Source organism: Achromobacter sp. DH1f, assembly GCF_000633435.1.
In the GTDB taxonomy this organism is placed as follows: domain Bacteria; phylum Pseudomonadota; class Gammaproteobacteria; order Burkholderiales; family Burkholderiaceae_B; genus Achromobacter; species Achromobacter deleyi.
In genome coordinates this window covers 368,514-394,587 of record NZ_AYMF01000010.1, presented here as the reverse complement: position 1 = coordinate 394,587, position 26,074 = coordinate 368,514, and the positions used below count along the sequence as shown (strand labels likewise).

26 protein-coding genes and 2 tRNA genes are annotated in these 26,074 nt (G+C 66.2%); 10 read left to right on the top strand and 18 right to left on the bottom strand.

Annotated features, from left to right (window positions below; all coding sequences use genetic code 11):
• Nucleotides 1-9: 9 nt before the first annotated feature.
• On the bottom strand, nt 10-804 hold the full coding sequence (locus tag U858_RS0109660) for an HpcH/HpaI aldolase/citrate lyase family protein (protein ID WP_025136954.1): 795 nt from the start codon (nt 802-804) through the stop codon (nt 10-12).
• A gap of 158 nt (nt 805-962) precedes the next feature.
• Here U858_RS0109660 and U858_RS0109655 point away from each other — a divergent pair, with 158 nt between their 5' ends.
• Nucleotides 963-1,442 (top strand): Lrp/AsnC family transcriptional regulator, encoded by a 480-nt coding sequence (locus tag U858_RS0109655; RefSeq protein WP_025136953.1) that lies wholly within the window; start codon nt 963-965, stop codon nt 1,440-1,442.
• A gap of 94 nt (nt 1,443-1,536) precedes the next feature.
• Here U858_RS0109655 and U858_RS0109650 read toward each other — a convergent pair whose 3' ends face one another.
• The gene (locus tag U858_RS0109650; protein ID WP_025136952.1) at nt 1,537-2,136 is read right to left on the bottom strand and encodes a nitroreductase family protein; all 600 of its coding nucleotides are present in this window, start codon (nt 2,134-2,136) and stop codon (nt 1,537-1,539) included.
• Between the two features lie 307 nt (nt 2,137-2,443).
• On the opposite strand from U858_RS0109650, the gene U858_RS0109645 reads away from it, so the two are divergent.
• Nucleotides 2,444-2,749 (top strand): hypothetical protein, encoded by a 306-nt coding sequence (locus tag U858_RS0109645; RefSeq protein WP_025136951.1) that lies wholly within the window; start codon nt 2,444-2,446, stop codon nt 2,747-2,749.
• 69 nt (nt 2,750-2,818) lie between these two features.
• Here the strand turns inward: U858_RS0109645 and U858_RS0109640 are convergent, their stop codons facing one another.
• From U858_RS0109640 to U858_RS0109600, 9 genes are all read right to left on the bottom strand, one after another.
• Nucleotides 2,819-3,820: a hypothetical protein gene (locus U858_RS0109640; RefSeq protein ID WP_157838792.1), complete on the bottom strand. Its 1,002-nt coding sequence runs from the start codon at nt 3,818-3,820 to the stop codon at nt 2,819-2,821.
• A gap of 203 nt (nt 3,821-4,023) precedes the next feature.
• A tRNA-Leu gene (locus U858_RS0109635) sits at nt 4,024-4,108 on the bottom strand.
• Between the two features lie 103 nt (nt 4,109-4,211).
• The gene (locus U858_RS0109630) at nt 4,212-5,201 is read right to left on the bottom strand and encodes a tripartite tricarboxylate transporter substrate binding protein (RefSeq protein WP_025136949.1); all 990 of its coding nucleotides are present in this window, start codon (nt 5,199-5,201) and stop codon (nt 4,212-4,214) included.
• A 133-nt stretch (nt 5,202-5,334) separates the two neighbouring features.
• Entirely contained in the window at nt 5,335-6,510 is a 1,176-nt protein-coding gene (locus tag U858_RS0109625) for an alpha-hydroxy acid oxidase (RefSeq protein WP_025136948.1), read from the bottom strand.
• On the bottom strand, nt 6,507-7,904 hold the full coding sequence (locus U858_RS0109620; protein WP_025136947.1) for a VOC family protein: 1,398 nt from the start codon (nt 7,902-7,904) through the stop codon (nt 6,507-6,509). Before U858_RS0109620 ends, U858_RS0109625 begins: the two co-directional genes overlap by 4 nt.
• An 80-nt stretch (nt 7,905-7,984) precedes the next feature.
• A complete protein-coding gene (locus U858_RS0109615; protein ID WP_025136946.1) occupies nt 7,985-8,926 on the bottom strand; it encodes a LysR substrate-binding domain-containing protein in 942 nt (313 codons plus the stop codon).
• Nucleotides 8,927-9,079: 153 nt separating this feature from the next.
• The gene (gene secG, locus U858_RS0109610; protein WP_025136945.1) at nt 9,080-9,565 is read right to left on the bottom strand and encodes a preprotein translocase subunit SecG; all 486 of its coding nucleotides are present in this window, start codon (nt 9,563-9,565) and stop codon (nt 9,080-9,082) included.
• A 21-nt stretch (nt 9,566-9,586) separates the two neighbouring features.
• The gene (tpiA, locus tag U858_RS0109605; RefSeq protein ID WP_025136944.1) at nt 9,587-10,333 is read right to left on the bottom strand and encodes a triose-phosphate isomerase; all 747 of its coding nucleotides are present in this window, start codon (nt 10,331-10,333) and stop codon (nt 9,587-9,589) included.
• Between the two features lie 128 nt (nt 10,334-10,461).
• Nucleotides 10,462-11,439: an NAD(P)H-quinone oxidoreductase gene (locus tag U858_RS0109600; RefSeq protein WP_025136943.1), complete on the bottom strand. Its 978-nt coding sequence runs from the start codon at nt 11,437-11,439 to the stop codon at nt 10,462-10,464.
• A 121-nt stretch (nt 11,440-11,560) separates the two neighbouring features.
• Between U858_RS0109600 and U858_RS0109595 the strand changes: the two genes are divergently transcribed.
• A tRNA-Ser gene (locus tag U858_RS0109595) sits at nt 11,561-11,650 on the top strand.
• A 178-nt stretch (nt 11,651-11,828) separates the two neighbouring features.
• Nucleotides 11,829-12,461 (top strand): class I SAM-dependent methyltransferase, encoded by a 633-nt coding sequence (locus U858_RS0109590; RefSeq protein ID WP_025136942.1) that lies wholly within the window; start codon nt 11,829-11,831, stop codon nt 12,459-12,461.
• Here U858_RS0109590 and U858_RS0109585 read toward each other — a convergent pair.
• The 4 genes from U858_RS0109585 to U858_RS0109570 form a co-directional block, all read right to left on the bottom strand.
• Complete coding sequence (locus tag U858_RS0109585) at nt 12,428-13,363, bottom strand: hydroxymethylglutaryl-CoA lyase (RefSeq protein WP_025136941.1); 936 nt, start codon at nt 13,361-13,363, stop codon at nt 12,428-12,430. The two genes, U858_RS0109590 and U858_RS0109585, sit on opposite strands and share 34 nt — an antisense overlap.
• A gap of 28 nt (nt 13,364-13,391) precedes the next feature.
• The gene (locus tag U858_RS0109580; protein ID WP_025136940.1) at nt 13,392-14,351 is read right to left on the bottom strand and encodes a tripartite tricarboxylate transporter substrate binding protein; all 960 of its coding nucleotides are present in this window, start codon (nt 14,349-14,351) and stop codon (nt 13,392-13,394) included.
• 72 nt (nt 14,352-14,423) lie between these two features.
• Nucleotides 14,424-15,644, bottom strand: coding sequence for a CaiB/BaiF CoA-transferase family protein (locus U858_RS0109575; RefSeq protein WP_042884664.1), 1,221 nt, complete (start codon nt 15,642-15,644; stop codon nt 14,424-14,426).
• A gap of 195 nt (nt 15,645-15,839) precedes the next feature.
• A complete protein-coding gene (locus tag U858_RS0109570) occupies nt 15,840-16,760 on the bottom strand; it encodes a LysR family transcriptional regulator (RefSeq protein ID WP_025136938.1) in 921 nt (306 codons plus the stop codon).
• A 288-nt stretch (nt 16,761-17,048) separates the two neighbouring features.
• Between U858_RS0109570 and U858_RS0109565 the strand changes: the two genes are divergently transcribed.
• Together U858_RS0109565 and U858_RS0109560 are read left to right on the top strand one after the other, a co-directional pair.
• Nucleotides 17,049-17,981: an RDD family protein gene (locus U858_RS0109565; protein ID WP_232786521.1), complete on the top strand. Its 933-nt coding sequence runs from the start codon at nt 17,049-17,051 to the stop codon at nt 17,979-17,981.
• Between the two features lie 59 nt (nt 17,982-18,040).
• Nucleotides 18,041-19,576 (top strand): tetratricopeptide repeat protein, encoded by a 1,536-nt coding sequence (locus U858_RS0109560; protein WP_025136936.1) that lies wholly within the window; start codon nt 18,041-18,043, stop codon nt 19,574-19,576.
• A 32-nt stretch (nt 19,577-19,608) separates the two neighbouring features.
• Here the strand turns inward: U858_RS0109560 and U858_RS0109555 are convergent, their stop codons facing one another.
• The gene (locus tag U858_RS0109555) at nt 19,609-20,532 is read right to left on the bottom strand and encodes a LysR family transcriptional regulator (RefSeq protein ID WP_025136935.1); all 924 of its coding nucleotides are present in this window, start codon (nt 20,530-20,532) and stop codon (nt 19,609-19,611) included.
• A gap of 80 nt (nt 20,533-20,612) precedes the next feature.
• Here U858_RS0109555 and U858_RS0109550 point away from each other — a divergent pair, with 80 nt between their 5' ends.
• The 4 genes from U858_RS0109550 to U858_RS0109535 all read left to right on the top strand — a co-directional run bounded on the left by U858_RS0109550 (nt 20,613) and on the right by U858_RS0109535 (nt 24,039).
• Nucleotides 20,613-21,536: a carbon-nitrogen hydrolase family protein gene (locus U858_RS0109550; RefSeq protein ID WP_025136934.1), complete on the top strand. Its 924-nt coding sequence runs from the start codon at nt 20,613-20,615 to the stop codon at nt 21,534-21,536.
• 576 nt (nt 21,537-22,112) lie between these two features.
• A complete protein-coding gene (locus tag U858_RS0109545; RefSeq protein WP_025136933.1) occupies nt 22,113-22,667 on the top strand; it encodes a hypothetical protein in 555 nt (184 codons plus the stop codon).
• A gap of 15 nt (nt 22,668-22,682) precedes the next feature.
• On the top strand, nt 22,683-23,270 hold the full coding sequence (locus tag U858_RS0109540; RefSeq protein ID WP_029953685.1) for a hypothetical protein: 588 nt from the start codon (nt 22,683-22,685) through the stop codon (nt 23,268-23,270).
• Nucleotides 23,271-23,424: 154 nt separating this feature from the next.
• Nucleotides 23,425-24,039 carry a PIN domain-containing protein gene (locus tag U858_RS0109535; RefSeq protein WP_029953684.1) on the top strand — a complete coding sequence of 205 codons (615 nt, stop codon included), beginning with the start codon at nt 23,425-23,427 and terminating at the stop codon, nt 24,037-24,039.
• A gap of 14 nt (nt 24,040-24,053) precedes the next feature.
• Here U858_RS0109535 and U858_RS0109530 read toward each other — a convergent pair whose 3' ends face one another.
• Nucleotides 24,054-25,271, bottom strand: coding sequence for a threonine ammonia-lyase (locus U858_RS0109530; protein WP_025136930.1), 1,218 nt, complete (start codon nt 25,269-25,271; stop codon nt 24,054-24,056).
• Between the two features lie 15 nt (nt 25,272-25,286).
• Complete coding sequence (locus tag U858_RS0109525) at nt 25,287-26,021, bottom strand: hypothetical protein (protein ID WP_025136929.1); 735 nt, start codon at nt 26,019-26,021, stop codon at nt 25,287-25,289.
• Between the last annotated feature and the right edge of the window lie 53 nt (nt 26,022-26,074).

Below are 26,074 nucleotides of genomic sequence, written 5' to 3'. Positions count from 1 at the left end.
AGCGGCCGCTCAGGCGCACGCTGCCGCGAATTGCGCCCGGGCTTGCCGGGCACCGCGCGCCAGCCAGGCCACGTCGGAATGCAGCGCAATGAACTGCACCCCGCGCTGGCGGTAGCGAGCCGCTTCCTCGGCGCTGTTGGCGAAAATGCCGACGGCCTTGCCATGGGTTCGTGCCGCCTGCATCACGGCATCCACGGCGTCGACCACGGCGGCGTGCGTCATGTCGCCCAGGTACCCCAGGCTGGCCGCCAGGTCGGCAGTGCCGATGAACAGGCAATCTGCGCCCGGCAGCGCGGCAATGGCGTCGATATTGCGTACCGCCTCTGCCGACTCGATCTGCAGAATCGCGCAGGCCTGCCCGTTGGCCTGGGCCACGTAACCCGGGTCCTGCCCATAACGCCCCGCCCGCACCAGCCCGGCCACGCCTCGCAGGCCGCCGTTGCCATTGGACGGAAAGCGCATCGACGCAATCGCACGGCGCGCGTCGTCCACGGTGTCCACGTTGGGAAACACGATGGTCTGCGCGCCGCAATCCATGGCGCGCTTGACCAGCACCGGATCGTTGGCCGTCACCCGCACGGCGGCATGCGTCGTCGCGCCCTGCGCCCGGGCGGCGTCCACCGCTCGCAACTGCGCCGTGGTGCTGTCGACGTCATTGGGCGCGTGCTCCATATCGACCACCAGCCAATCAAAACCGCAGTGGGCGATGGCTTCGGCGACGGCCGGGCTGGCCAGGGTCAGCCAGCACCCTTCAGTGGGCGTGAGCGCCAGCAGGGCTAGGCGAATGGGGTTGGGATGGTTCACAGCGGCTCCTCTTGATCGATCTTTTTTCAGGGGTTGCAAACCCCGTTCAAGTTCGACAAAGATATCCGCGATCCGGCGAAGAAATTTCGTAATTTTTGGCCGGCCTGTGTAAAAATTTAGAATGAAATAGCCGTCTATACAGATTTCTTGGATAAATCATGCAAAGCAAGAATTTCGACCCGACAGACATGCAGATCCTGGCTGCTTTGCAGGCCGATGGGCGCCTGTCCAGCGCCGAATTGGCCGAGCGCGTTTCCCTCACGCCGTCGCCCTGCTGGCGGCGGGTGAAACGGCTGGAAGACGATGGCGTCATCCGCGGCTACCGGGCCGATGTCGACGTCAAGAAGCTGGGATTTGGCGTAACCGCCTTCGTCTGGATTTCGCTGGACAAGAAAGGCGCCGAGCACGTCCGGGCATTCGAGGACGCCATCCGCACCATTCCCGAAGTGCTGACCTGCCACTGCGTCTCGGGCCGCTACGACCACCAACTGACCGTGATCGCCCGCGACCTGGACACCTTCGGCGACCTGACGCGCTACGTGCTGGGCGCGCTGCCGGGCGTGAAAGAGGTCTACACCTCGTTCGTGCTGAAGGAAGTCAAAGGCGCCGGACAAGCGGTTTCTCTGCCGCTGGCCTGACAGACAACGAAAGCAAAAAACCCGCAGGGCCCGAGCCGGGCCATGCGGGTTTCAGCGTTGTTGCCGAGCGGCTAGCGCCCGGCAAGCAGCGGGATCAGCCAAACACGCGGAAGCGCTCGGCGTCGTCCATGAAGGCCTTTTCGCCGAAGCCATTTTCGTTCGAACCGAACGGCATCTGCGCGCGCAGCTTCCAGTAGGCCGGCACATTCCACTCGCGCGCCACGGCGGCGTCGATCAGCGGGTTGTAGTGCTGCAGGCTGGCGCCGACACCGGCATTGGCCAGGGCGGTCCAGGCCGACAGCTGGGCCATGCCGCCCGCTTGTTCCGACCACACCGGGAAGTTGTCGGCGTACAGCGCAAACTTCTCTTGCAGGCCGCGCACCACGTCCTGGTCTTCGAAGAACAGCACGGTGCCCACACCCGCGGCAAAGCTCTTGAGCTTGGCTTCGGTCTTGTCAAAGCCTTCGGCCGGCGCCACCTTGCGCACTTCTTCAATGGCCAGGTTCCAGAGCTTTTCGCTTTCGGCGCCGAACAGGATCACCGCGCGCGAGCTTTGCGAGTTGAACGAAGACGGGCTGTGCTTGATCGCGTCCTGGATCAAGGTCGTCAGTTCCTCTTTCGAGGCGGTCAGGCTGCGGCCCAGCGAATACTGCGTGCGGCGCTTCTTCAGTGCGTCGATATATGCGTTGCTCATGAGGATATGCCTTTCGACTAGTAGATAGAGGGGTTGCGAGTGAACAAATTCTACTGGCCGCAGAAGACGCCGACCACCCGCAAAGCGCACTTTTTCCCGGAACAAACTGTTCCAGTTTTAGAGCGAATGGCCGGATGACGCTTCGATTGCGCGTCAGTGCACCACTCAGGCATCACACCGCCGGCAAACGCACAAAACCTGGCCACGCCCTGTGATCAAGCGTTGCCACGGTGGTATCCCCCACCCCGACGGCAGCAACCGTGAAATGGTGTCAGACTGCGCTTTTGCGCCCCCAGGGATCCGATCCATGCTCAAAGACCGCACGTTTCAGATAGGACTGGCCTTGTTTGCCGTCGTCGCCGGCACCCTGGTCTATTTGCTGTGGCCCAAAAACACCGGCTACCCGTCAATCGGCGGTGGCGGCTACGACTTGTCCGGCTTTGTCTACACGCTGTCTCTGCTGGCGTTCAGCGGCCTGTGGACGCTGGTGACCGTGATGGTGGCCTTGAGCCGGCGCGATGCCTTGGCGGCCAAGCGCTGGAACGGATGGGCCGCAGTCGGTGCCGCGACCTTCGTGATAGCGGCCGTGGCGTTTGGCCACAACCTGCGGTAGGAAGGCCTCGCCGCGACCACGCAGCGATCCATCATTACCCCAACCTTTTCAACGCCCCTGGCAACACCGTTACCGCGAGCACATCTCGGCCCGATGTTTGGCGATATAGGCCTGGGCCTGCGCCCACATATCGTTGTGCGCGTCGACCGACACGTTGGCAACGTCATCGGACGCGAGGTCGCCAAAATAGTAGGCGATCTTGCGCCCAGCCAATTCTTCCTCGGTCAACGTGGACAATTCAGATTCTTCCACCCGGCCCCTGCGCTGATACGCCTTCAACGCATGGTTCGCCTGGCTCAATTTCTGATTGAATACCTCTTGGGCCATGGCGTGAAACCACGCTTGGGGCACAGCGGAAAAATAGGACTGAAACACGGGATTGGCCGACCGATCCAGCCAATAGGCCACGTCGTACCACTGTGAAAGCTGGTCGGGGGTCAAAGGAATATCGGTTTCCAATGATTCGAAGAGCGCGGCCTTGGCCGCATCGACTTGCGCGATCGCCTTGACGACGGAATCCAGTTGCCCCTCTTGAACGAGGGTTTTCTTCATCGCCATCAGCACCGCCACATTTTGCTGACCCTCGACCGGATCCACGGATTCCGTGAAGTATTGCTGCAACATTCCAAGCACATCGCGGGCATTGCGCAGCGGTGCGGTCTCGGCGCTCGTCATCCAACGTAACGAGCCCCGGTATTCAGCCTCTGACATCTGGTCGATCGCCCATAAAGCCCCCGTATTGACCATTGCATTGGCCGGACCTGGACGCTGAAGATAACGGTAATAGGCGCCGCCGACCGTCTCGACGTAAGCGCGATAGGTCGGGTCCAGCAGCCGCTCTGCGCCAGGCTTGGCGCAGCCCGAAAACACCACCGCGCGCCTCAGTTGGGGCTCTGCCTGAATCAGAACGATATAGCGCTCGCGCCAGGCTTCATAGACGGACGGCGGACGCTTTTGCGCATCCAGGAATTGCTGTTGCCGCGGCGTGATGGCGGGCGTCGCGGCTTGCGTCAGCAACGGCCACGCAAGCGCCAACAGCGCGGCGCTGAACCACTTGATGTGCATCCTCATTCTTATTGTCCTGACGCCCCAATTCCGACAAACGCGGCAGTGTAGGCCTGATTCACGCTATCCAATCGCTGGAAATAACCCCTTTCGCAGCGGGCCGCCTGACTACGAAAGCAAAAAGCCCGCTGAAACTTGCGTTTCAGCGGGCTTTATTTGCGACCTGCTCGGCTGCAGCCTTCAAGGCTGCGACCTGCACGAGGAATTCTTGGTGCCGACGGCGAGACTCGAACTCGCACAGCTTTCGCCACTACCCCCTCAAGATAGCGTGTCTACCAATTTCACCACGTCGGCAAATCTGACCAGAAAAGACGTGCTTTCCTGGAAAGTCGAACATTCTAACACGCAAATCGGCAATCTTGGCAACCGGGCCTGATCCAGCCCGGTACGCCCAGGATCAATTGATCTGCAGGTTCGTCGCCTTGACGACTTCGCCCCACTTCTTCGTTTCGCTTTCCATGAAGGCCTTGAACGCTTGCGGCGTGTTGGGCGGCGGGGGCATCAGGAAGCCGTTGGTCTGGTAGTTGGCGGCCAGGGCGGCATCCGACGTCAGCGCCTTGTTGATGGCGGCGTTCACCTTCTGCACGATTTCCGGCGGGGTGCCGGCGGGCGCGAACAGGCCGAACCAGGCGGCCACGTCAAAGCCCGGCACGCCGGATTCGGCGATGGTGGGGATTTCCGGCGCGAACGGCACGCGGCTGGCGGTGGTGACGGCCAGGCCGGTCAGCTTGCCGGCGCGCACGTGCGGCAACAGCGGCGGCAGGTTGTCGAAGATCGAATCGACCTGCCCGCCCAGCAGGTCGGCCACCGCCGGGCCGCTGCCGCGATAAGGCACGTGCAGGATGTCGATGCCGGCCTTCATCTTGAACAGCTCGCAGCCCAGGTGCGCGGACGAGCCGTTGCCGGGCGACGCGCAGGTCAGCTTGCCGGGGTTCTTCTTGGCGTAGGCGATGTATTCCTGCACCGACTTGACCGGCACGTTGGCGTTCACGGCCAGGATGTTGGGCACCACGTTCAAGAGTGCAACGGCGTCCAGGTCCTTGAGCGCGTCGTACGACATTTTCGAATACAGCGACTGGTTGATCGCCGTGGAAATCGACCCGACGAACAGGGTGTAGCCATCGGCCGGCGCACGGGCGACGGTTTCGGCGCCGATGTTGCTGTTGGCGCCCGGCTTGTTCTCCACCACGAAGGTCTGGCCGAATTCCTTGCCCAGCACGTCCGCGATCATGCGGGCGCTGATGTCGGTGGTGCCGCCCGGGGCGTAGCCAACGACCAGCCGGACGGGCTTGGACGGGTAATTGCCTGCCTGGGCATGTACCTGCCCGGTCATGGCGCACGCGAGCACGGCGGCAACGCCGGCCAGCTTGGTATAGATTTTTTTCATGTCTCCTCCTGTCGATGAAAAGGGATCGGCGCGCACGCAGCGGCGCGCCTGTTTTTTGTTTTTTCGGAACCACCCTGCCCCGTCAACGAGGCGCTGCGCCTTACGCTCAACGCCTCGTCTGGCGAGGAACCGCTTAGGCCGGGCAGGCCACGCGCATCGGCGCAATCAGGTCGGATGTGACGTCCGCCAGCGTGCGGCAGCCAAGCAGCGCCATGTTGGTCGAGATTTCGCTGCGGAATATCTCGGTCACCTTGCGGATTCCGGCATGGCCGCCAACCGCCGCGCCGAACAGCTGGGGCCGGCCGGTAAAGACCAGCGTAGCCCCCAGCGCCACGGCCTTGAGCACGTCGCTGCCGCGACGAAAACCGCCGTCCACCATGACCGGAAAACCTGCCGGCACGGCCGCGACGACATCGGGCAGCGCCTGCAAGGGCGAAATGCAGCCGTCCAGCTGGCGTCCGCCGTGGTTGGAAACGATCACCGCGTCGGCGCCGACCTCGTGCGCCAGGCGGGCGTCATCGGCGTGCATCACGCCTTTCAGGATCAGCTTGCCTGGCCAGTTCTGGCGGATCCAGCGGATATGGTCCCACGACAGCTTGTCGCGTTCGCCGCGAAAACCGTTGGGCGGGTCCTGGGTAATGGGCGGGCCGATGTCTTCATACAGATTCGAGAACCGCGGCACGCCGCTGCCCAGCAGCGTGCGCATGAAGACGTTCAGGCTCCAGCGCGGATGCCGCATGCCGTCCAGCACCACGCTCGCGCTGAGCTTGAAGGGCACGGTGAAGGCCAGCTTCTGCAGGTTCTCGCGGTTGGCGCCCACGCAGGTGTCGATGGTGACCACCAGCACGGGAATCTCGGCGCGGCGCAGGCGGTCCAGCAGTTTGCCGATGCGGTCGATGTTGCCCGGCAGATAGGCCTGGTACCAGCAACGCTTGCCCGTAGCCTCCTGCAGCCGTTCCAGCGGCACGCTGGACGCGCCGCTGATGATGAAGGGAATCTGCGCGTCCTGGGCGGCGCGGGCCAGCGCCAGGTCGCATTCATGCATGACGATGGCCGAAAACCCGGTGGGCGCAAACCCCACGGGCATGGCGTAGCGCTCGCCGAACAGACTCACCTGGCTGCTGCGCTGGTCCACCACGCGCAGGCCACGCGGGCGAAAGCCGATGTCGCTCGGGGCGCGCACGCTCTCTTGCAGCGACGCGCTGTCTTCCGTGCCGCCGCAGACGTAGCCTTCGACGCAGCGCGGCATGATGCGCCGCGCTTCGCGTTCGAAGTCCCGCACCGACAGGCAGCGATCCAATCGGCTCATGCGGCCACCGGCGTACCGGCGTGCGCGCCCAGCGCTTGCAGGCAAGCGGCCAGCGAGCGGTCCTGGGTGTCCTGGTACAGCGCCAGTTCGTCCTGCACCGCGGCGCCCAGCGCCTGTTCGAACGCCGTCTGGCTGGCGTTCTGCGCGTATTCGGCTTGGGCCTTGTCACCCAGGTTCGACTGGAAGATGCCCGCGGCGCTGACCGGCAGGAAGTCTTCGTACACCAGCGGTTCGAAACGGATGTAGCCCTGGTCGATCAGCGTGCGCAGGTCGCTGTCCGGCGCCGCGCCTTTCTTGCCGGTCAGGAAATAGCGGAAGTACGCCAGGCCCTGGTCATGCAGTTGCGCGTAGTCGTCCGGGAACGTCGCAAAACAGTCCTGCAGGTTCTGCATGTAGGCATCGGCATTGCTGTCGTTGGGCGCGCCGCTGATGCGGCTGCGCGCCAGGTCCAGCAATTGGTCGTACAGGGCCCGGCCCTTGCGGGTCAGGGCCACGCCGCGCTGCTCGATCTCGCCGAAACGGGCGGTGTGGCTGCCCACGGCCGCCTTGCCGTCGGCGCCGGCAAACCAGACCGATTCCTCCAGCGCCTTGAAGCTGGTCTGGCGCAGCAGGATCGGGCACTTGCGCGGCGGCGGGCCTTCGATGACGGCCTTGGCCGACACGCCGCGGCGCGGCATCTCGGCCTGGGCCTCGTCGATATCCAGCGTGCGCGGAGTCAGGTGATTGATGTGCGGGCCCTTGAAAGCCACCACGTCGGCGATCAGGCGATGCAGGCCATGCAGTTCGCGGTAGTCGTCCAGGCTGACGGTGGCCTCGCTGTGCCAGCGGAACGTATGCAGGGCCTCGGCCACGAATTCGCGGGCGTCGGCGTCGTTCAGGCCGCCCTGCGTTTCGAACTGGCCGGCCAGTTCCAGCGCGCGGACCGTGAAGATCTGGCGCGCGGCCAGGATGCGGGCGGCCTTTTCGCGCAGGGCTGCGTCGTCAATCAGTTCCAGGCGCAGCAGCGACGTGAAGACGCGGAACGGGCTGGTCTGCAGCGCGGCTTCGTGGGTCGCCCGAAACGCCGTGGAATGCACCGGCACGCCGGCCGGCGACAGGTCGTAGTAACCCACCGGCTGCATGCCCATCACGGCAAACACGCGGCGCATGTTGGACAGTTCTTCCGCCGTCCCCACGCGGATGGCGCCATGGCGTTCGATGTCCAGGCGCTCGATCTCGCCAGTGCGTGCCAGTTGCGCGGCCAGGTCCGGCTGTTCGGCCAGGGTCTTGGCGTTGACGTCGGCCACCAGGTCCAGCAGGGTGTCGTACAGGGGCACTTCCGACTTGTACATGTCGGACATGGCGCGGGAGAACCAGGCGCGGATCTGATCCGGATTGACGAAATTCTGACTCATGGCGGACTCGGCACATCGATAAACAAGATGGCCCGCATGAAATCATGCCCGGCGGGGGCAATCAAATGAAAAAAATCGGCTTAATCAGTCCGTTTTTTCATGGATCGCGCTCGCCGGGCGTCGGCCGCGCGCTTTTGCTCGGCCTCGCCTTCGACCCAGGCGACGAATTGCTTGATCTTTGGCACTTCGGCCGAATGCTCGGAATACGCCACGAAATAGGCGCCGTCGCTGGGCTGCACATAGCCCCAGGGAATCACCAGCTTGCCGGCCTGCAGCTCTTCTTCGGCGAGCAGCCTGGGCGTCAGGGCGATGCCGCAGCCGCCTTCGGCGGCGCGCACGCACATGTAGAACGTGTCAAAGCGCGGGCCGTGGTAGCTGCGGTCCGACTGGAACTGCTGGTGCGAGAAATAGTCGTGCCAGGCTTCCGGGCGCGAGGCGCACTGGATCAGCACCTGCTGGCTCAGCGCATCCAGGCTGGCCGCCTGGTTGCCGGGCAAAAAACCGGGCGCACAGACGGGCACGACTTCGGCCCCGAACAGCTCGCGGCACTGGGCGCCAGGCAGGGTGCCGTGGCCGAAAAAGAACGAAATATCGATCTTGGCCTGCATCAGGTCGAACGGCCGGGTCTCGCTGCGCACCTTCACCTGGATGTCCGGATGCGCGGTCATGAAGCGCTGCAACCGCGGGATCAGCCAGCGCGAACCGAAGGTCGGCTGGGTGCCGATGGTCAGCACCTGAGTTTCGCTGCCGTAGGTCAGGATGTAGCGCGAGGACATGTCGACCTGGTTCAGGATGGCCCTGACCTCGGACTGGTACAACGCCCCCGCCGGCGTCAATTGCAGGCGCCGGCGCACCCGCAGGAACAGCGGGTTGCGCAGCAGCGCTTCAAGTTGCGCGATCTGCTTGCTGATCGCGCTCTGGGTCATGTGCAGTTCTTCGGCGGCGCGCGTGACGCTCATGTGCCGCGCTACCGCCTCGAAACATTGCAGCGCCATCATCGATGGCATCAAACGCTTTTCCATGGGGCCGATCCGGATATTCCTGGCACGGCAGGCTGACCGGGAAAGTGGCCAGCCGCCGCGCCTGGCGCATTATCGCAGGCGGCGCGGCCGCCCAGGTTTGCCGCGCCCATGAAAAAAGCCGGCTTGCGCCGGCTTTTTTCCCCTACGAAAGACTTACTTCGCAGGCGTTTCGGCGGGCTTGTCGCCGGCCGCGGGGGCCGACGGCACCGACGCGTCGGGCTTGGCGGCCGGAGCCGGCGCCGAAGCGGCGCCCGGGACCGACGAAGCACCCGGCACCGAAGCGCCACCCGGCACGGACGACGCACCCGGCGTGGCGGGTGCGGCGCCCGGCACTTGCGGCACCGAACGGTCGGCCGGGAAGCTTTGCATCACACCGCTGTCGACCGCGGTGGCACCCGTGCCCTTGTGGCTGACATAGGCCAGGCCAGCGGTGGACGCGAAGAAGACCACGGCGGCCCACTTGGTGGCGCGCGACAGGAAGTTGGCCGCGCCAGTGGCGCCGAACAGGCTGCCCGACGAGCCGCTACCGAAAGCGGACCCCATGTCGGCGCCTTTGCCCTGCTGCAGCAGGACCAGCACGATGATAGCCAGCGCCGAAATCACTTGGACGGCCAGCAGAAGTTTGAGCATCAAGGGCATTACAGACTCCGGAACGGAAACTTAGATGGCGGCGATTCGCAAAAATTCTTCGGCCACGAGCGACGCGCCGCCGACCAGGGCTCCGTCGATATCAGTCATGGCGAACAAACTGGCGGCATTGGCAGCTTTGACGCTGCCGCCGTACAAAACTTGCACCTGGGCCGCGCCCAGCGCGGCCAGGGCGGCGCGGATGGCGCCGTGGACTTCCTGCGCCTGCTCGGGGCTGGCGGTGCGGCCGGTGCCGATGGCCCAGACGGGCTCGTACGCCAGCACCATGCGCGAGACGGCCTCGGCGCCCAGGGCCAGCACGGGCTTGAGCTGGCGCTCGATGACGGCCAGCGTGTTGCCGGCTTCGCGGTCGGCCAGGGACTCGCCCACGCAGACCACCGGGGTCAGGCCGGCTGCCAGGGCAGCGCGGGCCTTGTCGGCGACGATCTGGTCGGTTTCACCGTGCAGCACGCGGCGCTCGGAGTGGCCGGCCAGCGCGTAGCGGCAGCCGAATTCCTTGAGCATGGGGCCGGAGACTTCGCCGGTGTAGGCGCCCTTGTCGTGCGCGCTGACGTCTTGTGCGCCCCAGGACACGGCGCTGCCGGTCAGGGCCGATGCGGCCTGGGCCAGGTACGGAAACGGAACGCAGACGCCGATTTCGCAGTGGCTCGCGGCATCCGCGGCGCGCAGCTCGGTCAGCAACGCAGCGTTCTCAGCCAGGTTGCCGTGCATCTTCCAGTTGCCCAGCACGAGGCGGGCGCGGTTTTCGACTGAAGTCATGGCGCAAATGTCAGAGTGGATGAACCCGCGGGAAAAGCACACGCCCACGGGCTGGCCTGGAAATAATTCCAGGCGAAACCCGAGATTGTATCCTGTTGCGCGGCGCTGCGCCGGACGCCGCGCGTTTCTTACATCGTCAGGATGATTTTGCCGATGTTCTCGCCGCTTTCCATCATGGCGTGGGCCTGGGCGGCCTGGGCCAGCGGGAAGGTGGCGTGGACGATGGGCTTGATGGCGCCCTGCTCGAGCAGGGGCCAGGCGTGCTGGCGCAGCGCCTGGGCGATGGCGCCCTTGAAATCGACGGGTCGGGGACGCAACGTCGAGCCCGTGATGGTCAGGCGGCGGCGCATGACCTGGCTGGTGTCCACATTGGCCTGGGCCCCGCCCAGCTGGGCGATGATGACGATGCGGCCGTCATCGGCCAGGCACTGCATGTCGCGGGCGATGTAGTCGCCGGCCACCATGTCCAGGATCACGTCGACGCCGCGGCCGCCGGTGGCGTCCTTCACTTCCTTGACGAAGTCCTGGGTCTTGTAATTGATGCCCAGGGTGGCGCCCAGGGCTTCGACGGCGCGGGCGCGGTCGTCGCTGCCCACCGTGGCGTACACCTTGTGGCCCAGCGCGCGCGCCAGCTGGATGGCCGTGGTACCGATGCCGCTGGCGCCGCCATGCACCAGCAAAGTCTCGCCAGCCGACAGGCGGCCGCGGTCAAATACGTTGCTCCAGACGGTGAAGTAGGTTTCCGGCAGGCCGGCGGCTTCGATGTCGGACAAGCCCTTGGGAATGGGCAGGCACTGGGCGGCAGGCGCGACACAGTATTCGGCGTAACCGCCGCCGGCCACCAGGGCGCAGACCTTGTCGCCCACCGAGAAACCGCTGCCGGCCAGGTCGCCGCCGACGATTTCACCGGCCACTTCCAGGCCCGGCAGGTCGGACGCCCCGGGCGGCGGGGCGTAGTTGCCCTTGCGCTGGAACACGTCGGGGCGGTTCACGCCCGCGGCGCTGACTTTGATCAGGACTTCACCCTTGCCGGCTTCGGGCGTGGGGCGTTCAACGGGGACCAGGACCTCGGGGCCGCCCGGACGGGAGATTTCTACAGCGTGCATCGCGTGCCTCCTTCGCAGCAAATAGATTATTATTGCGCCCTTTACGGCAGGTCGCGTTTTCAACGGGCAGAGTGTTTGCCTGGCGGCCGGATCGCCGCAGCAGCAGGTCATGGCAACACCAGGAAGCGTGGCAGAGTGGTCGATTGCACCGGTCTTGAAAACCGGCAAGGGGTTAAACCCTTCGTGGGTTCGAATCCCACCGCTTCCGCCACCCCCCTCCCCCATCTCCCGGGTGCGAGGCGTGCAGGCAAACTTGCACTTCATCAGGCTGTTTTTTGTTAACAGCTGAACAACTCCTGAACGAAACGGAATTCGTCTAAGATCGGCGCATTCCGGGCGGCAGCGGTGGCAAGTCCGGCAAAAAAACCGGCGATACAGCCAGGTTGACCATGCCCAAACTGAAAGACGCATTGAAGTCAGGATTGTTTCGCCTGTCTCCCGCGCTGGCGGCGCGCTGCGGCGTGCAATTTCCCTTGCGGGCGCCCAATCGGGCATTCCTCGAACAGCAGGTATTCGGCTACCTGAACCACCTGGCCGACGGCCCGCAAGGCCCCGGACGCTGCCTGTTCCTGGGCATGGGCGAATACACCTGGCATTACCCCCGCCTGCTCAAGCCGCAATTCCATTCCCTGGACATGGACCCCGCGCAGGCTCGCTACGGCGTGCCCGGCCGGCACCTGACGGGCAGCGCCACCGAGATGGCGGCGTTCTACGAACCTGGCTTTTTCGATGTGGTGGTGGCCAACGGCCTGATCGGCTATGGCCTGAACGACCCGGCCGGCTACGAACGCATGCTGCAGCAGTGCCACGCGGTGCTCAAGCCCGGCGGCCTGCTGGTGCTGGGCTACAACGACACGCCCGAACGCGCGCCGTTCCCGGTGCATATCGACGCCTTGGGGCTGTTCACGCCCTTCGTGCCGCCGATCCCCAGGGTGGATCAGCCGCGCCACCCCATGCGCGACAAATACCACCACGTGTTCATCTTCGGTCAGCGGCGCGAAGCCGAGGCAATGGCCGCGTAGGTTTTCGGTATTCCCGCCGCCGCCACGCCGCTGCGCAAGGTTTCCTCGGGCAACGACGTCGCCAGCAGGTCACGCGCGGCCAGCAGTTGGCTCAGATCCACGCCGGTCCGGTAGCCCATGCTTTCCAGCATGAACACCAGGTCTTCGGTGACGATGTTGCCCGACGCGCCCGGCGCGAACGGGCAACCACCCAGGCCGCCCAGGCAGGCGTCGAACGCGCGGATGCCCTCGTCCAGCCCGGCCAGCGCATTGGCCAGCCCCAGCCCCATGGTGTCGTGCAGATGCAGCTTGACCAAACGCGCGCCGATGGCGTCCTGCGCGGCCCGCACGGCATCGCGCACCAGCGCCGGGTGGGCATAGCCCACCGTGTCGGCCAGCGCGATCTCGTCGGCGCCCGCGCGCGCCACCGCGGCGGCCACCTGCGCCACCCGCCGCACCGGCACCGCGCCTTCCATCGAACAGCCAAAGGCCGTGGCGACGGCCGCATCCACCCGCACCGGCCGCGGCTGCGCCCGCAGCCAATCGACAATGGCCGCCACCGCCTGCACCTGCGCATCCGTGCCCTTGCCGACGTTGGCGTGGCTGTGCGTGTCGCTGACCGACACCGGAATGGCGATCACGTGGGCGCCCGCCTCGTACGCCGCGATGGCGCCCTTCAGGTTGCAGGCCAGCGCGCACACGGTCACGCCGTCCAGGCCCAGCGTTTCAGGCAGCACCTGGGCCGTATCGGCCATCTGCGGCACCAGCCGGGGCGAGACGAAGCTGCCCACCTCGATCTCGCGCAGGCCGGCCGCAGCCAACTGCCGTATCCAGCGCAGCTTGTCGGCAGCCGGCATCATGCCGCGCGCCATCTGCAACCCGTCGCGCGGGCCGACCTCGCACAGCCTGACTTCCTGATCCATGATGGTTTCCTTGTTCAATGCGCCGCGGCTATTGCTGCACCACAATGCCAGCCGCGGCGATGGTCTGGCGGGCCTTGCCGATATCCGACCGAATCAGCGCGGCGAACTGGTCTGCGGACACGGGATCGGTCTCCAGCCCTTGCGATGCCAGCGCATCCTGCACGTCCTTGCGCGCCAGCAGCTTGTTGAAATCGGCGTTCAGCCGCGCCACCACGTCGGCGGGCGTCTTGGCCGGGGCCAGCACGCCGTAGTAGGTCACCACGCTGAAATCCTTGTAGCCCAGCTCGGCCACCGTGGGCACGTCGGGCAGCGCCGGGTTGCGCTTGGGCGAAGTCACGGCCAATGCGCGCACCTTGCCCGCCTTGATCAACGACGCCGCCGACGAGATCGACGACCCGGCGAACTGCAGGTGTCCGCCCATCAGGTCGGCCAAGGCCGGCGCCGACCCTTTGTAGGGCACGTGCTGCATCTTGAAGCCGGCTTCGTGCTGCAGCATCTCCATGGCGATGTGCACGCCCCCGCCCGTGCCGGACGTGCCGTACGACATCTTGTTGGGGTCCTTCCTGGCGGCCTCGATCACCTCGGGCAGCGTCTTGTAGGGCGAACTCTCGGAAACCAGCAGCACCATCGGCGTGGTCGCCACCAGCGCCACCGGCGCCAGGTCCTTGACCGGGTCGTACGCCACCTTCATCAGCAGCGGAATCAAGGTGACGTTGTCGGACTGCCCGATCACCAGGTCATAGCCCTGGGCAGGCGCGCGGGCCGCTTCGGCCAGGCCCAGCGCCGTACCCGCGCCCGGCTTGTTCTCGGGCACCACGGCCCAGCCGTTCAGTTCGTGCAGCTTGTTGCTCATCAACCGCCCGATATAGTCGGTGCCGCCGCCCGGTGTCGACGGAATGATGATGCGGATGGGTTTGTTGGGATAGTCCTGCGCGTGCGCCGCGCATGCGACGGCCAGGCTGGCCACCGCCAAGAGTTTGCGGATCATCGGATAGTCTCCTCTTTGATGGATGTCTTGGCGGTCTGCGCCGCCTCGACGGGGACAGGTTCTACGACCTGTTCATCGGCCTTCGCAACGGATGATTCCCGCCGTGTGCAGGGCCTCGATGCGCGCGGCATCCAGGCCCAGCCCCCGCAGGATGGCTTCGGTATGGCGGCCCTGTGCGGGCGGATCGGAACGCTTGCCCGCCTTCTGCCCATCGAACTCGATGGGCAAGGCGGCGGCCGAGATCTGGCCGCCGTCCGGCAAGGCCGTGGCCAGCAGCGCGCCCCCGGCGTTCAGGTGTTCGTCCTGCAGCAGGTCGTGCGGCTGGCGGATGGGGCCGTACGACAGGTTCGCCGCCTCCAACGCGGCGCACAGCGCGTCGGTCTTCCAGGTCTTCAGGATTTCACCCACGCCAGGCACCAGCCACGAGCGCGCCGCCTCGCGGTCCACGGCGGTGGCCAGGCGCGGGTCGGCGGCCCATTCGGGCGGCAGGAATTTCTGCGCGAAATTGCGCCATTGCGCATCGCCCACCACGGCCACGAAGACCCGCCCATCGGCCGTCTCGAACACGTCGTACACGCCCCATGGCGGCTTGCGCTCGGCGCCGAAAGGCTTGGGTGCCGTGCCGGTCAGCTGGAACTGCGCGATGAACTGCGCCACCAGCAACAGGTTGTTTTCGAACAGGCCCGAACGCACATGGCGGCCGCGCCCGGTGGCATGGCGATCGTGCAGCGCGGCCAGCGCGCCCACCACGCCGAAGGTGCCACCCAGGATGTCGTTGACCGACGCCGCCACGCGCTGCGGCGTATCGGCGCCGCCGTTGATGTAGGCCAGCCCGCCCATCATCTGCACCACCTCGTCCAGCGCGGTGCGATGCTTGTAGGGTCCCGACAGGAAGCCCTTGAGCGACACGTAGATCAGCCCGGGGTTCTCGGCCGACAGGCTCTCGTAGTCCAGCCCGTACTGCGCCAGGCTGCCGTCGCGAAAGTTCTCCACCACCATGTCCGCCTGCAGCGCCAGCTGGCGCGCCAGTGCCTGCCCTTCGGCGGACTTCAGATCGATGGACAGGCTCTGCTTGTTGCGGTTGAAGACCGGAAAGTAGCCGCTGCCCGAGCCCTTCAGGCGGCGCGTGCGGTCGCCGTCGATGGGTTCCACCTTGATCACTTCGGCGCCCAGGTCCGCCAGCGCCAGGCCGGCCGCGGGCCCCATGATCATGTGGGACAGCTCCAGCACCTTGATGCCGCGCAGGGGCAGTTCGCTGCTGTCCATGAAGGGTGAAGCCGGTGCTGCTGTCATCAACGTTTCCTCTCGCCGTGGACTGAGGCCGCGGGGCATGCCCAGGGGCCGGTACGCAGCCATCATCGCGACCGGCGCAGGTTCGGAAAAGCGGTCTTTCAGCACCGGGGCATTCTCGTTTGGGAACGTCCGGGTTAGCCCTAGGCCGTGGGGGCAAGGTATCTTGCGGCGCCGCACAGTTCGGCGCACCACAAGCTAAGGCTTGGGCACGGCCCCCAGATGGGCCAGCAGCGCACGTGCCGCGGGCGGCAAGGCGTCCAGTTCGCGCACCGCAATGCACAACGGCGTGCCGGACCAGGGGCCGGACAAGGCGATGAAGCGGATGTCCTGGCTGGCATGGCGCGGCTTCAGATACATGGGCACCACCGCCACGCCCATGCCGCGCGCCACCAGGTTGCAGATGGTCTCGTGCGAACTCACGCGCGCACTGATGCGGCGGCTGACGCCGGCCTCTTGCGCGGCGCGCTCGAACACCGCGCTGATGCCGTTGTCGCGGTTCAGCTCGATCAACTCATACGGCAGCAACTGGGCATAGTCCAGGATCTCGCTGTCGGCCAGCAGATGCCGCGCGGGCACCACGGCCGCCAGTTCGCAATAGCCGCAGGGAAACACCTGCAGGCCGTCGTGGCCGAAGTCCGACCCTACCGCCACGTCGGCGCGCCCTTCCAGCACTTCCTGGAAGACCTGCTGCGTGGTGCTTTCCTCCAGCGCGATCTCGATCTGCGGATAGGCCCGGCGAAACGACTGGATCTGCGCCGGCAGGTCGCCCGACAGCGCCGCCACGCTGGCCGCCAGCCGGATACGGCCGCGCACGCCGGTGGCAAAGCCCGCCATCTCGCGGTGCATGCGGTCCATCTGCTGCAGCAGCAGCCGGGCATGGCCCGCCAACCCCTGTCCCGCCGGCGTGGCCTGCACGCCCTTCACGCCGCGCGCCAGCAACGGCACGCCAAATGCTTCTTCCATCTCGATCATGCGTTTGCTGACCGCCGACGGCACGATGTTCTCGCGCGCCGCGGCGCGGGCCAGGCTGCCCTCTTCCAGCGCCGCCAGGAACAGGCGCAGGGAAACCGGGTCGATGTCGCGGGGATGGGTCGGGGCGGGTGTGGGACGCTTCATGGCGGGAAGTGTCCCGCGTTGGCGGCGCGGACAGGGATCGGGGTTTTCCCCAGCCGGCTGCGCCCGGGTCCGATACACTGCGCGTGGCCGTCGCCTCGCGGGACGCCGGACCGGCTGTCGCTCGCTCGGCAGCCCGACACCCACAACCAGAACAAGACTCCGACCATGCAGTGCCCCCAATGCAATTGGCAGAACCCGGCCTCTCATACCCAATGCTTCAGTTGCCGTGCACCGTTGCCGGTACCGACGGCGCCCCCTGCGGCCACCAAAGCCACCTATGCCAAAGCCGTGCCGCCCTTTCCCGGCATCTGGCCCCGGCTGATGGCCAGCGTGGTGGATGCGGCCACGATGATCACGGCCATGTTCGCGTTCTCGTCGGCCGCCTCGCTCAGCTATGAAGCGCTGCTGGGCCAACCGCGCCCCGGGGTCGTGCCGCTGCTGGCCGGGCTGATCGGCTTGCTGCTGCCGGCCCTGATGGACGCCTGGGGCGCGGGTTCGCCCGGCAAGCGGCTGTTCAAGCAACGCGTGGTGACGCGCAGCGGACAAAGCCCCGGCCTGCTTCGATCTATCTGGCGGCACCTGATGAAGTTTCCGTTGAACCTGGCGCTGCCCGGCCTGTTCCATCACATCCAGCAAGCCATCTTCGGCGATCGCGCCATGCACAACTGGGCAGCCGGTACCTTTGTGGTGTCCAGCCAGGCCGATCCGCGAGCGGTACAGGCCGCGCTGGGACAGGCGCGGTCGGTCACCGGGTTCGGCAAGTTCCTGCTGTTCGCCGCGGGCGCGGCGGCGCTGGTGCTGGGCGGCTTCGTGCTGGCTGCACTGACCCTGGGCAAGCAAGAGGCCGACAGCCCGCTGGCGGCCGACGTGCGGCGGCTGGACCTGGTATCGGACCCGGTCAGGATGCTGGCGGAAAACCATTACCGCAGCGCCGGCCGCTACGCCGCGACCTTGCAGGAACTGGGCGTGACGCGCGAATCGCTGGCCGCCAACGGTTTCTCGAACCTGGAACTGAATCCGGTGAACGGCGTGCTGCGCTTCACCATCGCCGGCCCGGCCAGCGCGGACGGCGAACCGACCCTGGCCGGCAAGCACCTGGTCTATCTGCCTGAACTTCGCACCGAGCGCAAAGGCGGCGGCATCCGCCGCTGGCAATGCGGCAGCGATGACATCGCCGCCGCCGACCGTCCCTACAAATGCCGCCACGCCGCGGCGCCCTGATCGCGCACGCCTCGCCCCTCCCTGACGCGCCTGGCGGCGCGTCGCCCCAGGAATTCCGCATGTCCAACCTGATCGAATCCATCCTGCGCGCCGACGACGGCGACGACCACCCGCAGATGCTCGCGCTGTGCGAACAAGCGGTGCGCGAACAGCCCAACGTCGCCCTGACGTGGGCCCTGCGCGGCCGCTGCCACGACAAGCGGGGCGCCACCGTTGAACGCGATGCCGACCTGGCGCGTGCGCTGGCGCTGGACCCACACTGCGCCGACGCCCTGCGCGTACGCGCCACGTCCCTCTACGACGACGGCGACCACGAAGCGGCCTGGCGCATCCTGCGTGACGCCCGCCAACGCGCGCCCTCGCACTACGGCCTGCTGATGGCCGAGGCCTATGTGCTGATCAACGATGAAAGGCTGCAGGACGCCATCGACGGCTGGACCCGCGCGATCCAGCAACGGCCGCAGGCCGGGGCGCCGCACTGCTACATCGCATCCAACCTGGCCAATGCCGGCCGCCATACCGAGGCCGTGCCCTACTTCGAGCGCGCCGTCGCGCTCGCCCCCGGCAATGGCCGCTTCATGTACGACGCCGGCAACACCTATCGCCGCCTGGGCGACCTGGACAAGGCCATCGCGATATTCGACCGGTCGCGCGCCATCCTGGGCGAACAGAACGCCATCCAGCACAACCGGGCGTCCTGCCTGCAGGCCATGGGCCGCCACGCCGATGCCGTCGAGGAATGGACCAGCCTGCTGCGCCGCGAGCCCGACTGGGATTGGCCGCTGGAGGGCAAGGCCCGCTCGCTGCACCGGCTGGGCCGCGCCGACGAGGCCAGGCCGTTGTGGCAGCGACTGGACGCGCTATCGGACAACGGCTGGGAAGGCCGCAAGGAACAGGCCCGCGAGTATGTGCGCAGCGGTGAACCCGAACTGGCCGAACAGGCACTGGGCGATCTGGATCCCCTGTCCAGCGGCGATGCCCAGCTGCTGTTCGTGGCCGGCAACGCGCAGCGCGACCAACGCCAGTGGGAACAAGCGCTGGCCTATTACCTGCAAGGCTATGAACTGGCGCCGAACAACGACTTTCTGCCCGGCAACGCGGCCGACATGCTCGTCCGCCTGGAACGCCACCGCGAAGCCCTGCCCTTGTCGGAAGTCGCCATCACGCTGGACCCGGATTGGGTGAAATGGCGCCGTGTGCGCATCGATGCGCTGATCGGGCTGGAACGCGGCGCCGAGGCCGCGGCCGACGGCGAACGCGCCCTGCAGCGCTGGCCCGACAACAGCATGCTACAGGCCGACTATGTCAACGCCCTGATCGCCGCCCGCCGCCACGACGACGCGCTGGCGGCCTGCGACCGCCTGGTCGCGATGGACCCGGAATATCGCGACTGGGCCTTGTATTCGCGCGGCGAGATCTACGGCGCCATGAAACGCCACGCCGAATCCGCAGCCGCCTTTCGCCAGGCAGCGGTGGCCTATCAGCAGAACGGCAAGCCGCAATATCAGGAACTGTCGCTGGAAAACGCGCGGGCGGCGGACCAGGCAGCCACCGCGTCGCGCGGCCTGCTGGGACGTCTGTTCGGCCGAAAATGAGCGAGACGGGTGGCGCTCTGCTTGCGCCCGTCTCATAGCCAGTCGTAGTTTTCCAACAGGCCTAGCAGACAACGCCGGGCGATGGCCACGGCTTCATCCCGCAACGCGTCGGCGCGCCAGCCCATTTCAATGGCATAGCCCGGCATGGCGATGGGGCACGGCAGCCGCCGCAGCCCCGTCACCGCCGCCAGGCCGCGCGCCGCGTGGGCCGGCAAGGTTGCCAGGGCGTCGCTGCCTTGCATCAGGAAGGGCAACGCCGCGAAATGCGTGGTCGCCGCCAACACCCGCCGCGTCTGCCCCATGCCGTGCAGCACCTCATCCACCACGCCGATGAAGCCGCCGGACGACACCAGTACGTGCGGACGCCGCGTAAACGCCTCGACGGACAAGGCCTTCTCGCCCGGCGCCAGGCTGGCCCCATCCACCAGGCAGGCATAGCCGCCCTGCCCGACCGTCACCCGTTGCAGGGCCGGCGCGATCAGGCCACCGGACGCAATCACCAGGTCGACCTCGCGCGCCATCAGCATGTCGGCCGCCAGCCGACTATGCGTCTGCCGAAAGATCAGACGCAATCCGGGCGCGGCCTGTGCCAGCGCAGTGATCGCGGCGTGGCCCAGCGCAATCTCGAAATCGTCCGACAGCCCCAGCGTCACCGAGCGCCCGGCGAACCCCGCCGCGCCCGGCCGGGCCAGCGACAGGCTCTGGCGGCACTTGTCCAGCGCCTCGCCGATGATCGGCCGCAGTTCGCGCGCCCGCAGGCTGGGCGACAGGCCGCGGCCGGTACGCACAAACAGCGGGTCCGCATACAACGTGCGCAGCCGTGCCAGCGCCGCGCTTACGGCCGATTGCGTCACGCCCAGCCGCAACGCCGCGCGGCCCGCGCCGCCCTCGTCATAGATCGCCTCGAATACCTTGAGCAGGTTCAGGTCGGTCGATTCGATATCAATCTGGCTCATATCATTTATCTTCAAGCGGGATTGATTGATTTTAGGCTCGCCCCGACACTGGTGGCATCCCCCCACGCCAAGGAACCCGCATGACCGCCCAGACCGTCGCTGCACTGCAAATCGGCGCTTCACCCGAAGGCAAAGAGAAAACCCTCGAACAGATCCTGGCCTTCGAGGCCGACATCGCCGCGTCCGGCGCGGTACTGGTCGTGCTACCAGAGGCCCTCCTGGGCGGCTACCCCAAGGGCGAGATCTTCGGCACCCGCCTGGGCTATCGCCTGCCCGAAGGCCGCGAGGCCTACGCCCGCTATTACGAAAACGCCATCGACGTGCCCGGCCCCGAAACCGACGCCCTGGCCGCCCTGTCGCAACGCACCGGCGCCAGCCTGGTGATCGGCGTCATCGAGCGCGCCGGCAGCACGCTGTACTGCACCGCCCTGTATTTCGACCCCGCCAAGGGCCTGGTCGCCAAGCACCGCAAGCTGATGCCCACCGGCACCGAACGCCTGATCTGGGGCCAGGGCGACGGCTCCACCCTGCCCGTGCTGGATACCGCCGCCGGCCGCATCGGCGGCGCCATCTGCTGGGAAAACCACATGCCGCTGCTGCGCACCGCCATGTACGCGAAAGGCGTGCAGATCTGGTGCGCCCCCACGGTCGACGAACGCGACATCTGGCAATGCTCGATGCGGCACATCGCCCACGAAGGCCGCTGCTTCGTCATCAGCGCCTGCCAGGTCCAGCCCTCGCCGGCCGAGTTGGGACTGGACGTGCCGGGCTGGGACCCCAAGCGCCCCCTCATCAACGGCGGCTCGCTCATCGTCGGCCCGCTGGGTGACGTGCTGGCCGGCCCCTTGCACGGCCAAACCGGTCTCTTGACCGCCCAGGTCGACGTCGACGAACTGGTGCGCGCCCGCTACGACTTCGATGTGGTTGGCCACTATGCGCGGCCCGACGTGTTCAGTCTCAGCGTCGACGAGCGGCCTCGTCAATCCGTGCAGTTCATTGCGTGATTTTTCCTGGCGTGCGCACGCCAGAGCGGAACCGCCGGTCCCAAGTGGTATAGTCACGCCCGCCGGATATCGCCCGCGTCCAGAGGACGCGCAACATATCCCATTGCCTCCCCACTCTGGGGCCGCAATGCCCGAGTGGTGAAATTGGTAGACACAAGGGACTTGAACTAATTTGAGCCCTTTGGAGGAAACTCCAAAGGTGTAGCCCGTCAAACTCGGCGAATGCCCTGGACCTGTTCCGAGCCAACGCCGAGCCAAGCCCGGTTTGAAAGAACCGGGAAGGTGTAGAGAGCAGACGGCGGGCACCTAAGGCCACAAGGCTATGGTGAAGGCGTGCTCCAGACCACGAACAGCGCTTGCGCGCTGGCGGCGAAAGCCGAAGTGGTAAGAAAATCCCTCGGCCGCAAGGCCGTACCGGTTCGATTCCGGTCTCGGGCACCACCCCTGATCATCGCGCTATCCCATTTGATGGATTCCCGCCTCCGTGCGACCGCCTCAGGGTTTTCCCTTAAAGTAACTAAAAGATTAAAAGTGTTAGATTCACCGCCTTATTCCATAACAGGCTAGTGAATTGACATGAAGAAGACTCTGTCCGCCGCGTTGCTCTGCGGTGCGCTCAGCGGTTGCGCCTCGCTGGTGGCGCCCACCTACCAGGCCTCGATGGACAATGTCACCGCCCTGAAGAAAGGCGAACCTTTCTCAGCCAAGGTCGGGGAAGTGAAAAGCGAGAAGCAGAAGGGCAATGCCAATCCCATCTCGCTGCGTGGCGCCCGCTTGCGCTCGCCGTACGACAACTCTTATAGCGGCTACCTGGCCGAAGCGCTCAAGCAGGAATTGAGCCTGGCAAATCGCTACTCCGACAGCGCCGACGTCGAAATCTCCGGCGTGCTGCTGCAGAACAACCTGGATGCGGGTCTGGCGACGGGCATCGGCAAGATCGAAGCCCGCTTCATCGTGACGAAGGCCGGGCAGATCAAGTACGACCAGATCAAATCGGCGCAGACGGAATGGTCGTCGGCTTTCGCCGCCATGGTCGCGCTGCCCAAGGCCGTCGAGGAATACCAGCCTCTGGTCGCAAAGCTGCTGAACAACCTTTTCTCTGATCAGTCCTTCCTCAACGCCCTCAAATAACCAAGCTACAGCATCATGATCAAAAGTCTGCGTTTCGCTGCCCTCGCCCTGGTCGTCGCGGTTGCCTCGGGCTGCGCCCACAAGATCGGCGTATCCCCCGACCTCGCCAAACTGACGCCCGCCGCCGATACCCGCATCGACGCCAAGGTGGCGTACTACATCTCCGAGGCTGACCTGAACAAGGAAGTCACGACGCCCGGCGGCGGCGGCGACAAGGTCAGCTACAAGCCCTACAAGGACATCGAGACCGCGTTCTACAAGATGCTCACGAACGTCTTCAAGGACGTCACCAAGCTGAAGACGCCGCAACCCACCGCCAACGACAGCGTCGATTACGTCCTGATCCCGGTCGTGACGACCGAGTCGTCTTCGAGCAGCTTGTTCACGTGGCCGCCCACCAAGTTCAAGACGGAGCTGAGCACCACGGTCAACGACGCCGCCAACCAGAAAGTCACGACCATTACCACGGTCGGTGACGGCGAAGCCGAATTCAGCGAATTCAAGCGCGATTTTGGCCTGGCCGGACGCCGCTCAACGCAGTCCGTGCTGCAAAAGACGCAGGAAGCGCTGCTCGGCGCGCCAGAATTCGCCTCCCGGCGCTGACCCTTGTGCCCTGCACGGCGGCCGCGCCGCTGAGCAGGGCTGACGCAGGCCGGGGAAAAAACCATTATTCTTCTGCCTCGACCTTCCTGACTCCCGACCGCGGCGCAGGCCCAGCGCCGCGGCGCCGGCCCCGCCGCCGGCAACCCGCCCGATCTTGACCTCTCCCAGCGCCCCTCCCCCCTTCATCGTCCTGGACGCCTGCGTCCTCATGTCCGGCATCCTGCGGCGCCTGCTGTTGCGCCTGGCCGATGCCGGCGTGTTCGCGCCCGTCTGGACAGAGCGCATCGGCGAGGAATGGCGCCGCAATGCCTCGCGCATCTGGGACATTCCGCCGGAAGTGCTGGATGAATTCTGGGCCGAGATGAACACGCGCTTTCCAACGGCCAACGAGGCCGACACGCAGGTCTACGAGGCCTCGCTGCGCTACAGCGACCCCAAGGACTTTCACGTCATCGCCGCCGGATTGGCGCGGCGCGCGCGTTGCGGCCTGGCCAAGACGCCTGCCGTGCAGGTGCTGACCTGGAACCTGAAGGACTTCAATCGTTCGGAATTGCGCCGCCAGGGGCTGGACGTGTACAACCCGGATCGCATGCTGGCGCAGTGGTGGCAGGACGACGCCGGCCGCATGCGCGAGGCGATCGCGCAGATCCCGGCGGACTACATCGCGCTGGGACGCGAACCCGAACCGCTGGGCACGACGCTGCACCGCGAGCGCCTGTATCGTCTGAAGAACCAGGTGGGGCGCGACCCCGAGCTGGGCGGCGGCTGAAACGCCGCACCGCGTCAGTGGTCGTGATTGCTGGCCGCAAAGCCCGCCGCATTCAGGATATCGATCACTTCCTGGATATGCTCGGGTCCGCGCGTCTGCAGCACGAAGTCCACTTCCACGTTGCGCACCGGCAATGACGTGAACGCGCGCTGGTGATGCACTTCGGTGATGTTGGCCTGCGCGTCGGCGATCAGCTTGGTCGCGTGCGCCAGCGCGCCGGGCAGGTCGCGTAGATCCACGCGGATGCGGGCCAGGCGGCCCGCGCGCACCATGCCGCGTTCGATCAGTTCGCCCAGCATCAGGGGGTCGATGTTGCCGCCCGTCAGCACCAGGCCGATGCGCTTGCCCTTGAATTGTTCGCTGCCCGCTTCCTGCGCGCGCAGCAGCGCCGCCAGGCCGGCCGCGCCGGCGCCTTCGACCACGGTCTTTTCAATTTCCAGCAGCACCACGATGGCGTGCTCGATGTCGGCCTCGCTGACCAGCTCGATCTGGTCGACCAGCTTGGCCACGATAGGCTGTGTCAGCGCGCCGGGCGACTTCACGGCGATGCCTTCGGCAATGGTGTACTGGCCCTGCGGCATGGACACGCCCTTGACCGCCGCGTACATGGCCGGGAAGCGTTCGGTCTGCACGCCGATGATCTCGATGCCCGGCTTGAGCGCCTTGGCCGCGGTGGCGATGCCCGAGATCAAGCCGCCGCCGCCAATCGCGATGACCAGCGTGTCCAGTTGCGGCTGGTCTTCCAGCATTTCCAGGGCTACGGTGCCCTGCCCCGAAATGACGGCTTCGTCGTCATACGGATGGATCATGATCAGCCCGCGCTGCTGGGCCAGCTCGTAGCCATGCGCCTTGGCGTCATCGAAGGTATCGCCCGCCAGCACGACCTCGGCGCCGAAGCGGCGCGTGTTGGCGACCTTGACGGTGGGCGTGAAGCGCGGCATCACGATCACGGCGGGCACGCCCATGCGCTGCGCGTGGTAGGCCACACCCTGCGCATGGTTGCCGGCCGACACGGCGATGACGCCCGCACGGCGCTCGTCTTCGGACAAGGTCAGCATGCGGTTCAGCGCGCCGCGCTCCTTGAAGCTGGCGGTGAACTGCAGGTTCTCGAATTTCAGCCAGATTTCGGCGCCGAAAATGTCGGACAGGGTCCGCGACAGCGTGAACGGGGTCTTGAGCACCTGGCCACGCAGGTTCTCGCGGGCGGTCTGGATGGAAGCGATATCGATCACGATGGAAAATCCCGTTTAGCGCACTGGCAGGAAATTGAACAGCAACAGGCCTTGCGCATAGTTGATGCCAATGCGCCGTGAGTTCTCGCCCAGCAGATTGGCGATCAGGTCGAGGCGGCCGATGATGGCGCCGAACTCGCGTTCGAAACTGAGGTTGGTGGCCGTCTGCGACATCTCGTTGGCCAGCAGCAAAGGCTCGCCCTGGTTGTTGCGACGCGACGCCAGCAGCCAGGCCGCCGCCTCGACGTTCCGTGCGGCATTGTAGACCCGCTGCCCGTCCAGCGCGTCGGTGGCATACAGCCGGGTCTTACCGTTGTGGGCGGCGATGATGGTGTCGGCCAGGCCGTAGATGAAGGCCCCCACCCGGTCCCCGGAATAGTTGGGGTCCAGCGACACCGCCAGGATCTGAATGTCGTGCAGGCCCGCCAGGTCGGCTGGCGGAATGCGCACTTCGATGGCATGTTTGACCCGCGACACCGCGGTCGCATGGTCCGGCGCGCCCGTCTTGCGCCATTCGCGCGGATTGCGGCGGTACAGCTTGTCCAGCAGGCTGTACAGGCTGGCCAGGTTATCGCGCACTTCCAGCGTGACGGTACGATTGAAATCGGTCTGGACCAGCTGGTCCGCCGACATGGTTTCGCCCTTGGGGGATCCCTGCCCGGGGCCCGGGCTGGACATGCAGCCTGTCAGCAACGCGGCGCCCAGCAATGCGAGCGCCGCGCCCGCCCAGGGTCCTTGCCATCGCGTCATGCCCGATCCATCCCGATCCCCCTGTCTGGCGCCTTGCCGGCCTGTTGCCGGCG

What these genes read in the sequence shown, in the direction of transcription:
- U858_RS0109655 (WP_025136953.1), top strand. Translation starts at nt 963, where the DNA reads ATGCAAAGCAAGAATTTCGACCCGACAGACATGCAGATCCTGGCTGCT.
- U858_RS0109650 (WP_025136952.1), bottom strand. Translation starts at nt 2,136, where the DNA reads ATGAGCAACGCATATATCGACGCACTGAAGAAGCGCCGCACGCAGTAT.
- U858_RS0109645 (WP_025136951.1), top strand. Translation starts at nt 2,444, where the DNA reads ATGCTCAAAGACCGCACGTTTCAGATAGGACTGGCCTTGTTTGCCGTC.
- U858_RS0109640 (WP_157838792.1), bottom strand. Translation starts at nt 3,820, where the DNA reads ATGAGGATGCACATCAAGTGGTTCAGCGCCGCGCTGTTGGCGCTTGCG.
- U858_RS0109630 (WP_025136949.1), bottom strand. Translation starts at nt 5,201, where the DNA reads ATGAAAAAAATCTATACCAAGCTGGCCGGCGTTGCCGCCGTGCTCGCG.
- U858_RS0109625 (WP_025136948.1), bottom strand. Translation starts at nt 6,510, where the DNA reads ATGAGCCGATTGGATCGCTGCCTGTCGGTGCGGGACTTCGAACGCGAA.
- U858_RS0109620 (WP_025136947.1), bottom strand. Translation starts at nt 7,904, where the DNA reads ATGAGTCAGAATTTCGTCAATCCGGATCAGATCCGCGCCTGGTTCTCC.
- U858_RS0109615 (WP_025136946.1), bottom strand. Translation starts at nt 8,926, where the DNA reads ATGGAAAAGCGTTTGATGCCATCGATGATGGCGCTGCAATGTTTCGAG.
- secG (WP_025136945.1), bottom strand. Translation starts at nt 9,565, where the DNA reads ATGCCCTTGATGCTCAAACTTCTGCTGGCCGTCCAAGTGATTTCGGCG.
- tpiA (WP_025136944.1), bottom strand. Translation starts at nt 10,333, where the DNA reads ATGACTTCAGTCGAAAACCGCGCCCGCCTCGTGCTGGGCAACTGGAAG.
- U858_RS0109600 (WP_025136943.1), bottom strand. Translation starts at nt 11,439, where the DNA reads ATGCACGCTGTAGAAATCTCCCGTCCGGGCGGCCCCGAGGTCCTGGTC.
- U858_RS0109590 (WP_025136942.1), top strand. Translation starts at nt 11,829, where the DNA reads ATGCCCAAACTGAAAGACGCATTGAAGTCAGGATTGTTTCGCCTGTCT.
- U858_RS0109585 (WP_025136941.1), bottom strand. Translation starts at nt 13,363, where the DNA reads ATGGATCAGGAAGTCAGGCTGTGCGAGGTCGGCCCGCGCGACGGGTTG.
- U858_RS0109580 (WP_025136940.1), bottom strand. Translation starts at nt 14,351, where the DNA reads ATGATCCGCAAACTCTTGGCGGTGGCCAGCCTGGCCGTCGCATGCGCG.
- U858_RS0109575 (WP_042884664.1), bottom strand. Translation starts at nt 15,644, where the DNA reads ATGACAGCAGCACCGGCTTCACCCTTCATGGACAGCAGCGAACTGCCC.
- U858_RS0109570 (WP_025136938.1), bottom strand. Translation starts at nt 16,760, where the DNA reads ATGAAGCGTCCCACACCCGCCCCGACCCATCCCCGCGACATCGACCCG.
- U858_RS0109560 (WP_025136936.1), top strand. Translation starts at nt 18,041, where the DNA reads ATGTCCAACCTGATCGAATCCATCCTGCGCGCCGACGACGGCGACGAC.
- U858_RS0109555 (WP_025136935.1), bottom strand. Translation starts at nt 20,532, where the DNA reads ATGAGCCAGATTGATATCGAATCGACCGACCTGAACCTGCTCAAGGTA.
- U858_RS0109550 (WP_025136934.1), top strand. Translation starts at nt 20,613, where the DNA reads ATGACCGCCCAGACCGTCGCTGCACTGCAAATCGGCGCTTCACCCGAA.
- U858_RS0109545 (WP_025136933.1), top strand. Translation starts at nt 22,113, where the DNA reads ATGAAGAAGACTCTGTCCGCCGCGTTGCTCTGCGGTGCGCTCAGCGGT.
- U858_RS0109540 (WP_029953685.1), top strand. Translation starts at nt 22,683, where the DNA reads ATGATCAAAAGTCTGCGTTTCGCTGCCCTCGCCCTGGTCGTCGCGGTT.
- U858_RS0109525 (WP_025136929.1), bottom strand. Translation starts at nt 26,021, where the DNA reads ATGACGCGATGGCAAGGACCCTGGGCGGGCGCGGCGCTCGCATTGCTG.